This window comes from Plantactinospora sp. B24E8 (assembly GCF_039871735.1).
Taxonomy (GTDB): domain Bacteria; phylum Actinomycetota; class Actinomycetes; order Mycobacteriales; family Micromonosporaceae; genus Plantactinospora.
In genome coordinates this window covers 1-12897 of record NZ_JBDPMH010000030.1, presented here as the reverse complement: position 1 = coordinate 12897, position 12897 = coordinate 1, and the positions used below count along the sequence as shown (strand labels likewise).

Annotated in this window: 10 protein-coding genes and 5 tRNA genes; 11 read left to right on the top strand and 4 right to left on the bottom strand. The window is 71.4% G+C overall.

From position 1 onward, the window contains the following. Nucleotides 1–3: 3 nt before the first annotated feature. On the bottom strand, nt 4–1164 hold the full coding sequence (locus tag ABGB21_RS28865) for an alkaline phosphatase PhoX (RefSeq protein WP_347680438.1): 1161 nt from the start codon (nt 1162–1164) through the stop codon (nt 4–6). 603 nt (nt 1165–1767) lie between these two features. Between ABGB21_RS28865 and ABGB21_RS28860 the strand changes: the two genes are divergently transcribed. The 7 genes from ABGB21_RS28860 (at nt 1768) to ABGB21_RS28830 (ending at nt 5493) form a co-directional block, all read left to right on the top strand. Next, nucleotides 1768–1839: transfer RNA gene (locus ABGB21_RS28860), tRNA-Met, on the top strand. A 1-nt stretch (nt 1840) separates the two neighbouring features. Then, nucleotides 1841–1912 (top strand) — tRNA-Val (locus ABGB21_RS28855). 5 nt (nt 1913–1917) lie between these two features. Further along, nucleotides 1918–1991, top strand: a tRNA-Glu gene (locus ABGB21_RS28850). A gap of 1 nt (nt 1992) precedes the next feature. After that, a tRNA-Asn gene (locus ABGB21_RS28845) sits at nt 1993–2065 on the top strand. A gap of 45 nt (nt 2066–2110) precedes the next feature. Beyond that, nucleotides 2111–2183 (top strand) — tRNA-Val (locus ABGB21_RS28840). Between the two features lie 335 nt (nt 2184–2518). Beyond that, nucleotides 2519–3400: a fructosamine kinase family protein gene (locus ABGB21_RS28835; RefSeq protein WP_347658152.1), complete on the top strand. Its 882-nt coding sequence runs from the start codon at nt 2519–2521 to the stop codon at nt 3398–3400. A 128-nt stretch (nt 3401–3528) separates the two neighbouring features. Further along, on the top strand, nt 3529–5493 hold the full coding sequence (locus ABGB21_RS28830) for a copper resistance CopC family protein (RefSeq protein WP_347658151.1): 1965 nt from the start codon (nt 3529–3531) through the stop codon (nt 5491–5493). 23 nt (nt 5494–5516) lie between these two features. On the opposite strand, the gene ABGB21_RS28825 is transcribed toward ABGB21_RS28830, so the two are convergent. Together ABGB21_RS28825 and ABGB21_RS28820 are read right to left on the bottom strand one after the other, a co-directional pair. Next, nucleotides 5517–6290, bottom strand: coding sequence for an STAS domain-containing protein (locus ABGB21_RS28825; RefSeq protein ID WP_347680436.1), 774 nt, complete (start codon nt 6288–6290; stop codon nt 5517–5519). 113 nt (nt 6291–6403) lie between these two features. Continuing rightward, nucleotides 6404–6799 (bottom strand): STAS domain-containing protein, encoded by a 396-nt coding sequence (locus tag ABGB21_RS28820; protein ID WP_347680434.1) that lies wholly within the window; start codon nt 6797–6799, stop codon nt 6404–6406. A gap of 169 nt (nt 6800–6968) precedes the next feature. Between ABGB21_RS28820 and ABGB21_RS28815 the strand changes: the two genes are divergently transcribed. From ABGB21_RS28815 to ABGB21_RS28800, 4 genes are all read left to right on the top strand, one after another. Then, complete coding sequence (locus ABGB21_RS28815; RefSeq protein WP_347658148.1) at nt 6969–7643, top strand: response regulator transcription factor; 675 nt, start codon at nt 6969–6971, stop codon at nt 7641–7643. Then, nucleotides 7640–8995 (top strand): HAMP domain-containing sensor histidine kinase, encoded by a 1356-nt coding sequence (locus ABGB21_RS28810; protein ID WP_347658147.1) that lies wholly within the window; start codon nt 7640–7642, stop codon nt 8993–8995. The genes ABGB21_RS28815 and ABGB21_RS28810 overlap by 4 nt, the downstream gene beginning before the upstream one ends. Further along, on the top strand, nt 8992–9651 hold the full coding sequence (locus ABGB21_RS28805) for a GerMN domain-containing protein (protein WP_347658146.1): 660 nt from the start codon (nt 8992–8994) through the stop codon (nt 9649–9651). Before ABGB21_RS28810 ends, ABGB21_RS28805 begins: the two co-directional genes overlap by 4 nt. A 668-nt stretch (nt 9652–10319) precedes the next feature. Next, a complete protein-coding gene (locus ABGB21_RS28800; RefSeq protein ID WP_347658145.1) occupies nt 10320–11732 on the top strand; it encodes an MFS transporter in 1413 nt (470 codons plus the stop codon). 58 nt (nt 11733–11790) lie between these two features. Here ABGB21_RS28800 and ABGB21_RS28795 read toward each other — a convergent pair. Next, a partial coding sequence (locus tag ABGB21_RS28795) for an alpha/beta fold hydrolase (protein WP_347658666.1) occupies nt 11791–12897 on the bottom strand: 1107 nt, incomplete at its 5' end.

The following is a 12897-nucleotide window of genomic DNA, read 5'->3' as shown; positions in this document are numbered from 1 at the left end:
GGGTCAGGTGCGGAACGGCCCGGTGACGCAGTACGTGATGCCGCCGGAGGAGGAGCCCGAGGTGCCGCGCTGGGAGGAGAAGTACAGCCGGTTGCCGACCGGGGTGAAGGCGGGACCGCAGATCTCCGACGAGCTCTGACCGGTGATCCGGAGAAACACCGAGATCCGGCCGTCCGGTGTGATCACGCAGATCTCCATGTTGCCGCCGTCCTCGGCGACGTAGAGGTCGCCGAAGCTGGAACCGGTGATGTTGTCGACGCCGGTCAGCGGTGCCGGGCCGGGGTTGACCAGGTTGTCGTCGTAGGCGAGCTCGTAGGTGTTGGTGGTGAGGTTGAGCTGCCAGATCCGGTTGTCACCCTTGGTGGTGAACCACACCCGGTCGTCGGAGTAGTGGCAGCCCTCGCCGCCGTTGAACGACTTGGCGCCGGAGACCTGCGACCGGGTCGCGGTCGGCGAGCCGTCCGGGTCGGGCACGGTGGCCCAGCTGAACGAGCCGGAGGTACCGCTTCCGGCGACCATCACCTGCAGGGTGCCGGTGGAGAGGTCACCCCAGGTGTTCGGCACGAAGCGGTAGAACTTGCCGTTGGTCTCGTCCTCGGTGAGGTAGATGACCCGCCGGTCCGGGTCGGCCGCCGCGGCCTCGTGCTTGAACCGGCCCATCGCCGGGCGGACGACCGCGGTGCCGCCGAGCGGGTACGTCTCCCACACCCGGCCGAGGCTGACCTCCTCGCAGGACAACCAGGTGTTCCACGGCGTCCGGCCGCCCGCACAGTTGTTGTTGGTGCCGGAGAGGATCCGGGACGCACCGGTGACGGTCCCGTTGGCGTCGAAGACGATCCGGGACGCACCGCCGCCGGAGCCGGCGCTGGTCTCCGAGTTGGAGACGTAGACCCAGCCGCTGCCGTTGGCGAACACCGCCCCGCCGTCGGGCGCGTTGTGCCAGGTGTACGAGGTGCCGGGGACGACCTGCCCGGAGCGGGCGACGATCTGGCTGGTGAAGCCGGCCGGAAGTTGGATGCCGTGGCTGTTGGCCGGCTGCAGTGGACCGTACGGGCCGGGTGCGTTCTGCGCCGGTGCGGCGTACGCCGCCGACCAGGCGGTGAACGGCAACGCCACCGCGCCGGCCCCGAGCACCGTCGCGCGCAGCATGTTTCGTCGATCCATCGTGGACCTCCTTTGTGGGGGGGTCCGGGCACCGTATCGATCCGTGCTGTCCAGTGGTCGGGGGATTCGTGAACGGCTGTTGTCGATGGACCGACGAACAGGTCCGACCCGGCCGCGTCCGGAGGGCCGGGCCGGGCCGACGTCGGGGCCGACGCCGGTGCCGGTGCCGACGGGCGGATCAGCCCCCGCCACCTCTGAGACCCGCACGGCGAACGCCTCACGAGGCCGACCGACGGCGCCCGGACCCGGTGACGACCTCGTCCCCGTCGCCGAGAACGAGTCGCCGCACGTCCGCGACCGACCGGGGAGGTGGCCCACGCGGGCCCGGAAATACCGTTGCCGCGCGGGCGCCGGGCATTTACTGTCGACGACAAGCAAGCGCTCGAAGGAGATCACCGGCAATGGTATGGAAAGCCAACCTCGAAGCACGGCGGTGTACCTCGCCGCACGAGGCCGGCATGCCCCACACCGGGTCGGTCTCCTACGGGAATGGCAACGAGAAGCAGGGCAGGCGGCCCGGATAGTCTCCAACGCGAGACGCGGAGCCGCCCACCCGGACAGGGATCGAGCGGCTTTTCTGTTGTTTTGCACCAGACACACAGGGGCGTAGCTCAGTTCGGTCAGAGCGCCGGTCTCATAATCCGGAGATCGCCGGTTCAAATCCGGCTCCCGCCACGTCCTGGTAGCTCAGTGGGAGAGCATCGGCTCGACAGGCCGAGGGTCGGAGGTTCGAATCCTCCTCGGGACACACACCGCGCGTTCGGTTATGGGTAGGCCCTGGGTCTTTCAAGCCCATGAAGCGGGTTCGAGTCCCGCACGCGCGACCATTCCCACGTCGCCCAACCGGTAGGGCAGACGGCTGTTAACCGTCAAGGTGCTGGTTCGAGTCCAGCCGTGGGAGCTGGTGACGGGGCGGTGCGCGTTCGCCCGCACACGTCTCCGCCTCGCCCGGGTAGCTCAGCGGGAGCAGCGCATCGTGCACACCGAGGAGGTCCCTGGTTCGACCCCAGGCACGGGCACGGTGGCGGTGGCTCGGTCTGGTCAGAGCGCCGGGTTATGGTCCCGGATGTCGCCGGTTCGAATCCCGGTGCGGCCTCGAGTGCCATCCACTGTGGACCTCATCTCCACCCGGTCCGGTGCCGCTGCCGCTGCCGCTGCCGGAAGACGGTACGCTCCGGCCACCGACAGGAGGGCCCGGGTCGACGAAGGGGGAAAGCGTGCGAGCCGACGGCACACTCCCGGGAGGTCGCCAGGCGCCGCCCGGCGGTGCGACCGTCCGGACCCGGCCGGGGCCGGGCATCGCACCACGCGGAGTCACGCGGGCAGACACCCGGGTACGGCGAGGCCACCGCTGATGGCTTCGGCCACGTTTCTCCTGGAGCGCCTGGTCCGGTCCGGCATCCGCGACGTCGTCACGGTGGAACCGGCGACAGGCGGGCTCGCGGCAGTCGCGGGCACGGCCACCCGCCGGGACGCACCCCCGGTGTTCGTCAAGGCCTTCGTCGACGCGCCGGCCGACGACGTCTTCGTCGCGGAGGCCGAAGGGCTGGCCGCCCTACGCGAACTCGGCGGAGTGGCGACACCCGAGGTGATCCTGGCGGACCGGGAACTTCTCGTCCTGTCTGTGCTGCGGCCGAGGCCCCGCAGCGGGACCTTCTGGGAACAGTTCGCGCACACACTCGCCCGCCTGCACCTGGAGACGACCCATTCCCGATTCGGCTGGCACCGCGACAACTGGCTGGGCCGCCGTCGCCAGGTCAACACGTGGAACGACGACGGTTTCGTGTTCTTCGCCCAGCACCGGCTGCTCCGCTGGCTCGGGCAGCCCCGCGTCGACGCGGCCCTCGACCAGGGCGACCGGGCGGCGCTGGAGCGGCTGTGCCACCGGCTGCCCGAACTGCTGCCGGACCGGCCGGCCTGCCTGACACACGGCGACCTCTGGGCGCAGAACGTCCTGGCCACACCGGACGGGCGACCCGCGCTGATCGACCCGGCCGTCTCCTACCAGTGGGCCGAGGTGGACCTCGCCCACCTGTGGACCACCGCGCCCCCGCCCGAGGCGGACCGGTTCTTCGCGGTCTACGCGGAGCTGACCTCGCTCGATGCCGACTGGCGGGCCCGCATGCCGATCCTCCAGCTCCGGCAGCACCTCGCCGTACTGGCCCAGTTCGACGACGACTGGGGAGCGGCGGACCAGATCCGGGCCACGCTCGCCCCGTTCCGGACCCGTACCTGACCGGCAGTCCGACCGACGGCGGCCCGCGCGCTCACCACAGCGCCCCACCGCCTCACCGTGGCCGACGCCAGCGCCCATCAGTTGGCCACCTCTTGTGAAGTTCCGATCACTGTTGTGATCATGTGTCAATGCGTGTCCGGCTGCTGTCCGCCCGTCGTCCACTCGCCGGGCTGCTGGCCCTCGCCCTGACGGCGGCAGCCGCGGTGCTGCTGACGCCCGCGCCACCGGCGGCGGCCCACGGCACCCTGGCAATGTCCAACCCGGCCGAGGGGGCCAGCGTCTCCACCCCGCTGTCCGAGGTCGAGCTGTACTTCACGGAACGGCCCGCGTCGTACGCGTACTTCACGGTGACCGGACCGGACGGCGGACGTCTCGACGGGAGCTGGCGACACGGCGAGCCGAAGCAACTGGCCAAGCCGGTGACGGAGTACCTGCTGGTGGACGGCAAATTCGAGCCACAGCACTACACGGTCGGCTTCCCGGCGGTGGTCCTGGTGACACACTGGCCGGCGGCCGGCCAGTACACCGTCAACTATTTCACCGTCGCCTCGGACGGGGACACGGTGCGAGGGACCCTACGGTTCCGCTACACCGGACCGGGCGGCGAGGTGCCGCAGGGCTGGTCCCCGCCGACGAACCAGCCGGCACCGGAGCTGCTGGCGGCAGCCGAGGGGCACGGCCAACCGGCGACCGGGCAGACCGGGGACGCCGTCGTGCCGGCTTCGACACCCCCGGCCGTACCACCGGCCGCCGTTGGCGGCGGAGACGACGGGTTCGACTGGCCGCTGGCGGCCGCCTGGTTGGTGGCGCTCGTCGCGGTCGCCGCCGCGTTCGTCGGCTGGCGGCGGTGGGGTGCCCCGGCCACCGGGCGTGCCGGCGGTGTCCGGCCGTCGCGTTCCGGTTCCGGCGGGAGGTCGCGGCCCGGCCGTCGCGGCCCGGCGGGTTCCGGTGGTGTCCCACGCTCGGGTGGTGCCGGCACCCGTACGGTGCCGAAAACAACCGCGAAGCTGGTCACCCCGGCCGCCGGAAAGGTCAACCCGGCTGCAAAGCCGGTCACCCCGGCCGCTGAGCCGGTCACCGGAAAGGTCACCCCGGCCCCGGGAAAGACGCCCACGACGTCGACCGGCACGACCGGAGTGGCGGACCGGGACCCGCCGGTCCGCCGGGGCGTCACCGCTGGCGGTACCAACCGGACCGTTGTTGTCGCCGGTCTGCTGGTCCTGGCCCTGGTCGGCGGGTTCGGACTGGGTCGTACCACGGCGGGAGAGGCACGCCCGGCACCGACCGCGCCGACCGGCGATCCGGGACCGGTCGCGCTGCCGGGCCAGCACGCGCACGCCCCCGGCACCGGCGCGCACAGCCATCCCGGCGAGGGCCCGGCCGAGGCCGGCGGGCTGGCGGTCAGCGACGCGGGCTACACCCTCGAACCCGGACGGCGGTCCCAGGAGGCCGGACGGGCCGCCGACTACACGTTCTGGATCATCGGTCCGGACCGGCAGCCGGCCACCCGGTACGCGGTCGTACACGACAAGCCGCTGCACCTGGTCGTCGTCCGACGTGACCTGACCGGCTTCCAGCACGTGCATCCGGAGATGGCTCCCGACGGCCGCTGGACGGTCTCCCTCGACCTGCCCGAACCCGGTGCCTACCGGGTGTACGCCGACTTCACGGTGATCACCCCGGACGGCACCAACCTGCCGCTCGTCCTCGGCGTCGACCACCAGGCACCCGGCGCGGCCCGCCCGGCCGACCTGCCCGCGCCGCAGACCCAGGCGACCACCGGCCCGTACGTCGTGACGGTGGACGGTGCCCCGCAACTCGGCGTCTCCACTCCCCTGCTGTTCCGGATCAGCCGAGACGGCACCCCCGTCACCGACCAGCTCCAGCGCCACCTCGGCGCATACGGGCACCTGGTCGTGATCCGCGAGGGTGACCTCGGCTACGTGCACGTACACCCGGAACCGGAACTTTCCGGCGGAGCAGTCAGCTTCTGGCTCACCGCGCCCAGCGTCGGGCGCTACCGCGCCTTCCTCGAGTTCCGGTCGGACGACACGGTACGCACGGCCGAGTTCACGTTCGTCCTCACCGGATGAGTTCCCGAGCCGATGCCGGCCAGCTACACCCCCGACGACGGCGACGGTACGCATCCGCCGGTCGGTGGCCGGGGACGACAGGGCTGGTCAGCCTCCGTACCGGGGACACAGACCGCCGGGTGGCTGGCGGTCGGCGCCCGGGCGCCCGGGGGCCGGGTGGGTTGACCGCGAGGCAGCCCGCCGGAGTCGGCGTAAGTGCCGAAGGCCCCGCCGAGGCCCATGGTGTGCAGCACGGCCACCAGATACCACGACGGCGCGGCGAGACAGAGTGTGACACCACCACGGTCGAGCGCCCGGTGGGCCCGGACCAGCGCGCCCAGACCAGCCGAGTCGATCAACCCGACGTCGGCCAGGTCGAGGACAACCCGGGAGCACACCGCACCGACCGTCACCAGAGCCTGCCGCAGTATCTCGGCGATCCGCACGTCCAGGTCGACGGCGAGCCTCACCACCGCCATACCGTCGCGACACTCGACCCGGAGCACCCGGCCGTGGGCGCGCTCGCTGCCGCCACCCCGGCCAGCCCCGGCCGCGACAGCACCTGGCCCGTACCCGACGACCCGACCGGACTCGACGACGGAACCGGTCGCGACGATCCGGACGGCCCGGCCCGCCGTACAGCTCGAACATTCGTGCGGTCCGGCGGCGAACGGTGAACCGGCCCAGCCGTCCTCGGTGAGCACCGGCCACACGAGCCGCGGATCCAGGTTGCCCCCGTCCTGGCCCGGAGCAGTCCGACCACAGTGGTCGCAGACCAGCACCGGTGGCTGGTTGTCGGGGCCAGGTACGACCGTCATATCGCACTCCCCGGCGGAAGGGGCCCGGTGCATGGCAGGACCGGCTCGAACCGATACCGGCCCTGCCATGCACCTCATGGGGGCGAGCAATGCCTGATGGGCGGTGGGTACGGCTAGCCGGGTGGTCGGGCCGTGCCGATGACCCGGACCGGATCCGGGTCCGGGGTCCGGGCGTCGGACTCGATCTGGAAAACCTGGTCGACGCGGGCGATCTCGAACAGCCGGCGGAGTCGTGCCGACGGGGCCCGCAGTTCCAACCTGCCGCCGGCCCGGCGACTACGCCGGTGCAGGTCGAGCAGCAACCCGATTCCGGCGGCGTCGGCGTAGTGGCAGTCCGTCACGTCGAGCACGATCCGGGCGGGTCGCTGCTCGAGCGCCCGGTCGAACATCGGACCCACCCGGGGCACCACGGCCTGGTCGAGCCGACCGGCGACGGTCAACTCGACCGTCGAGGCGTTCACGGCGTCGCTCCGGACACCGTTAATCGCCCCGTGGGTGAACTCGGACACCGTATCTCCTCCCCCGTCGTCGGTTGGAGAACAGCCTGCCGGGCGGGTTCTGCGACGCCTCGACGGACCTGTGACAGTTCCATGACAACCCGGCCCTCGCCGGGCGCCTCGACACCGAGCCGGCAGCGGCGATTTTCCCGGTCAGGGTGTCGGCACGCATGATGGCGGGATGACAGGTGTGCTGGTGATCGAGGACGACGACCGCATCCGGCTGTCACTGGTGCTCGCGCTCCAGGACGAGGGCTACACCGTCCGTGGCACGGCGACGGCGGAGGAGGGCATCCTCGAGCAGCGCCGCCACCCGGCGGAGACGGTCCTGGTCGACCTGATGCTGCCGGGGGTCGACGGCTACGAGTGCATCCGGGAGCTACGGCGTACCGACGGTGTCCCGATCGTGGTGGTCAGCGCCCGGGACGACACCCACGACATCGTCGCGGCGTTGGAGGCGGGCGCCGACGACTACCTGGTGAAACCGGTGGCGATCAAGGAACTGTCGGCCCGGTTGCGGGCGTTGCGCCGCAGGTCACGGGCGACCCTGGCACCGGTGCCGGCGCTGACCTTCGGCGAGTTGGAGGTGGTGCCCGAAGCCGGCGAGGTACGGCTGCGCGGGCAACCCGTACCGGTGACCCGCACCGAGTTCCGGCTGCTCTGCGAACTCGCCCACCACGCCGGCCGGGTGCTCAGCCGCCAGCAACTCCTCGAGCGGGTCTGGGACTACGCCGTCGGAGACGAGCGCCTGGTCGACGTTCACGTGGGCCGGTTACGACAGAAGATCGAGGTGGACTCCGCCGCTCCCCGGTACCTGGTCACCGTCCGCGGTCTGGGCTACCGGCTCCAGCGATGAACCGGGCCGGGCTGCGTACCCGGGTGACCGTCGGATTCGCCGCCGGCGCGTTGCTCCTGTCGACAACGATGGCCCTGGTCTCGTACCAGATCACCCGGTCCTCGCTGCTCGAGGACCGGGAGCGCAACGCGGTGCGGGCGGCATACCTGGAGGCGGCGGTGATCCGGACCCGTCTCGGCACGGACCGGCCGGACGTCGGCGAGACGCTCCGATCGCTGGACACCGGCCAGACCCGACGCACCGTGCTACGTCGCAACGGCATCTGGTACGCCCGCAACGCGGACGCCGGCATCACCGAGGCGATCCCGCAGGCCCTGCAGGACGTCGTGGCCGGGGGAAGGCCGGCCAAACAACGGGTACGGGCCGAGGGACAGCCCGCCGTCGTGGTCGGGGTGCCCTTGTCCCGATCGACCGCCTTCTACCATATCGACTACCTGAAGGAACTGGATCACACGCTGCGGGTCCTGGGGCTGGTGCTGACCCTGGTCGCCATCATCACGGCCGCCGCCGGTGCCGGTCTCGGTTGGTACGCGACCCGGTACACCCTGCGGCCGATCAGGTCGGTGGCCGACGCCGCCCGTGAGATCACCAACGGCGACCTCACCGCCCGGCTCGACGCGGCGGCCGAACCGGACCTCGCCCAGCTCACCAGCTCGTTCAACGACATGGTCGACCAGCTCTCCCGGCGGATCGAGCGGGACCGCCGGTTCGCCGCCGACGTCAGCCACGAACTGCGTTCGCCGCTGCAGACGCTGGCCGCCGCGGCGAGCGTGCTCACCCGGCACCGCGACGACCTCGACGAGCGCACCCGCACCGCCGCCGGCCTGGTCGCCGACGAGGTCGCCCGGTTCCAGCAGCTCGTGAACGACCTGCTCGAACTGGCTCGCAGTGACCAGCCCGCCGACCGCCGCGCGGTCGACGTCAGCCGTCTCGTCCGACAGGTGTGCCGCTCGCGGCATCTGCCGGAGAGTCTTCTCGAACCCGGCGGAGAGCGGGAGCAGCCCTGGGTCGTTGACCGGCGACGGATCGAACAGGTTCTGGGCAACCTGCTGGACAACGCCAGCGCGCACGGGGGCGGGCCGTCGGCGGTCCGGCTCGGCAGGGTCGACGGGCGCTACTACATCGAGGTCGACGACGAGGGTCCCGGCGTACGGGCCGACCAGCAACAGGTGATCTTCGACCGCTTCGTCCGTGGCGGAACCGCCGGGGCCCGGGGTGACGGCGGTGGGACCGGTCTCGGTCTTGCGATCGTGGCCCAGCACGCCGCGGCGCACGGCGGGCACGTCGAGGTACGGGACCGACCGGGCGGAGGGGCCCGTTTCCGGGTCGAGCTGCCGGAGGTCGCCGGATGAGTCGTCTCCGCCCGACGTCGGCCCCCACCGGCCGCCGCACCGGACCAGGTTCCCTCGGCCGGGCCGGTCGCACACTCCTCGCCGGGGTCGTCCGCCGGGCCGGTCGCACACTCCTCGCCGGGGTTGTGCTCCTCGCCGGTTGTGGTGTGCCGGTCGAGACGTCACCCCGGCCGGTCGACCCGCCTCCCGGGGCGGTCCAGGCGACCCCCTCCCCCACACCGTTGCCGACCCGGCCCGGTTCCGTCGCCCAGCGGCTCTACCTCGTCCGCGACAGCCTGCTCGTGCCGGTGGTCCGTCGGGTACCCGTACCGCTGTCCGCCGCCGCGTTGCTCGACCTGCTGCTGGCCGGCCCGGACGACACCGAACAGCGCGCCGGGCTGACCAGCGCGCTGACTGGGCCGGACAGCGTCCTCGGGCTGCACGTGGTCAACGGCGAGGCGATGGTCGACATCGGCGAAGGGTTGTCCGGCACCGGACGCAACGACGAGATCCTGGCCTTCGGGCAGGTCGTCCGTACCCTGACCACGCATCCCGACGTCGACCGGGTCACGTTCCGGCACGACGGCGACGCGGTCGGCATCCCCCGTGCCGACGGTTCGCTGTCGCGTACCCCGCTGACCGACGCGGACTACGCGGACCTGCTAGCCCCCCGATGATCGCGGCCGGAGGCCGGCCGGGTCGGCCACGACCGCGGTCCTCGCGCGGATTCCGGGAAGCGCGGTGGCCGTCGTCGCGCGGCCACGACCGCGGTCCTCGCGCGGATTCCGGGAAGCGCGGTGGCCGTCGTCGCGTCGGACGGCAACCGTCGGCCGGCGCGGCACGGCACGGCACGGCGACCACAGTCGACCTCGACGGGCCGCCGATACGGCAGGCCCGTCGGCTCGCCGCTGACTCCGCCACCACGACGCCGGACGGACACACCGTGGACACGCAGGCCCGCGATCAGCCGTGTTCCGGCGGTGCCGGCGGCCCCTCGGGCGCTCCTCTCACGCCACCAACGACCCCGGATCCGTATTCAGCCCGGTCGACGTACGGCGAGCGCGCCGGTCGCGAGCACCCCCGGCGAAGCCGACCACAGAACGGGGCTACCTCTACCGAGAGCCAAAGGTAAGCTACTGTCTGGCGCGGTCGATCGGCTGGTATGACGTCTGTCCCTGCCCGTCGACGTCTCTCCCGCGGAGTCCGGCCACGCAGCCGTACCACCGGACATCTTCCCGGAACGCCTTCCGCCGCACCACATGTCCACGTCGCAGGCCAACTCGGACCATCGGCGCCGTCACACCGAGGTCCGGCGTGTCGATCGATCGCCCCCGGAGGTTGACCCTTGACCATCAAAGACGCGGCCCAGCCCTCGGCGGACCCTGCCGCCAAGCCGCCCTCGCTCTGGCACAACACCGACTTCACCAAATTCTGGTTCGGTGAGACCGTGTCACTGGTCGGCGCCCAGATAACGGCGCTCGCGCTGCCGTTGACCGCGGTGCTGGTGCTCGAGGCCGGCCCGGAACAGCTGGGCTTGCTCCGGTTCGTCCAATTCGTTCCGTTCCTCTTCCTCGCCCTGCTGCTCGGTGTCTGGGTCGACCGGCGCCGCCGCCGACCGATCATGATCGCGACCAACCTGATCCGGGCCGGTCTGATCCTGCTGATCCCGGCCTTCGCCGCCACCGACATGCTCAGCATGCCGGTGCTCTTCGTGGTTGCCCTGCTGATCGGCGTCTGCACGGTCCTCTTCGACGTCTCCTGGATGTCGTACGTACCGTCGCTGGTCAAGAAGGAACACCTGGTGGAAGCGAACGGTCGGGTCGGGGCAAGCTACTCCGCCGCCGAACTCGGCGGACCGGGCCTCGCCGGGGTGCTGATCCAGATCCTGACCGCGCCCGTGGTGCTGATCATCGACGCCGTCACGTACCTGGTCTCCGCCGTGTCCCTGATGATGATCAAGAGCGTCGAACCGGAGCCGGTCACACCGACCACCAAGCGGCACCTCGGCGAGGAGGTGCTCGAGGGCCTGAGGTTTGTCGTCGGCAACCCCTACCTGCGGGTGATCGCCACGATCGGCTCGGCCTACAACTTCTGCTACATGTTCATCGAGGCGGTCTTCCTGATCTACGCGGTGCGGACGCTGAACTTCGGCGCCGGGATGATCGGTGTGGTGCTCTCGCTCAGCGCGATCGGCGGCCTGATCGGATCGGTCATCGCGGGTCCGCTGACCCGCCGACTGCCGATCGGGCGGGTGTACCTCGTCTCCGTGATCGTCGGGTACTGCGGCCCGCTGCTCATCCCGGCCGCGTCCGGCCCGGACCTCGTCGAGGCACTGATGATCTGCGGGGCGTTCTTCTTCATGCGACTCGGTATCGGCGTGGCGAACGTCGTCGCGATCAGCCTGCGGCAGACCGTCACGCCGAACCGACTGCTGGGCCGGATGACGGCGGCGATGCGTACCTTGATGTACGGACTCGGCACCGTCGGCGCACTGGTCGGCGGCTTCCTCGCCGGTGTGATCGGGCTGCGGGGCGCGTTGTGGGTGGCGGCTGTCGGCGCCGTCCTGGCCGTACTGCCGTTGCTGCTGTCGAACATCCCGGCGCTGCGCGAGGTACCGCCGTCGCCGGACGACGACTCCGAGCAGGTCGCGACGGCGCCGGCCGCGGAGGCCGAGACGGTCGTCGCCGCAGCACCGGGCGCCGCGACGGTGGACGAGGGCCGGCCCGACGAGACGACCGGCGAGCCCCGCAGGGACTGACGCCGACGTGCCCGGGCGGGGACGTGACCCCGTCCCCGCCCGGGCACGTCGTCCGGTGTCAGTGGCCGGCGTCGCCGATGCCGCGACGGGCGCGAGCAGCGTCCAGTTCCCGTCGGATCTCGGCGGCCAGGACGGGCAGGTTCTCCGTGCTCCACATCGTGTAGTGGTCGCCGGGAACCTCCCGGGTCGGTACCTCCGGAAGGAACCGCTCCCAGCCACGATCCTGATCCGAGTCGACGGCGTTGATCAGATGTACCGGCACCGGCGGCACCCGGTCCGGTAGGTAACGGTAGTTCGCCCGTACGTTCGCGCTGAACACCCGGTAGCGACGCAGCAGGTCGTCGCGGACGTCGGCGGGAACGAGCCCGGCGCCGGTCAGCGCGTCGAGGAGCTCGTCCAGCAGTATGTCGGGATCGACTCCCGGGTGCAGGAAATCCAGGTCCGGCATCGGCCGGCCCACGATGCCGGCGAGGTCCACCGCCCACTGCCGCATGGTCCCGATCGTGTCCGGCGGCTCCGATCCGGTGGGCACCGGGGAGTCCAGCAGCAGGACCAGGTCGACCCTGGCCCCGGCGTCGGTGAGGATCCGGGCCATCTCGAACGCCACCAGCCCTCCCATGGACCACCCGGAGAGCAGGTAGGGCCCGTTGGGACGGGTCCGGCGCACCGCCTGGACGTAACGCTCGGCGAGGTCGACCACCCGGTCGAGCGGCACCACGTCCTCCTCCAGGCCCGGTGCCTCCAACCCGTACACGGACTGGTCCGGGCCGAGTTGTCGGGCGAGTGCGGCGTAGGAGTAGGCCGAGCCGGAGACGGCGTGCACGATGAACAACGGCGGCTGGGTGCCCGCCACCTCCTGTAGCGGCACCACCGGGGACCAGTCCGGGCTGGGGGCGGCGGCCAGTCCTCCGGCGCCGACCCCGCCGCCCGCCTGGTCGACCAGTCGGCCCAGGGCCAGCACCGTCGGGGCCGCGTAGAACTGGCGCAGGGTCACCGTCGTCCGGAGTCGCTGTACGACCAGGCTGGTCACCTGAGCTGCCTGGAGGGAGTTGCCGCCGAGGTCGAAGAAGTTGTCGTCGGTGCTGATCGGGTTGGTGGTGGTCAGGATGGTGGTGAAGATGTCGGTGATCTGTTGTTCGGTCGGGGTCGTGGGTGGGGTGACGGT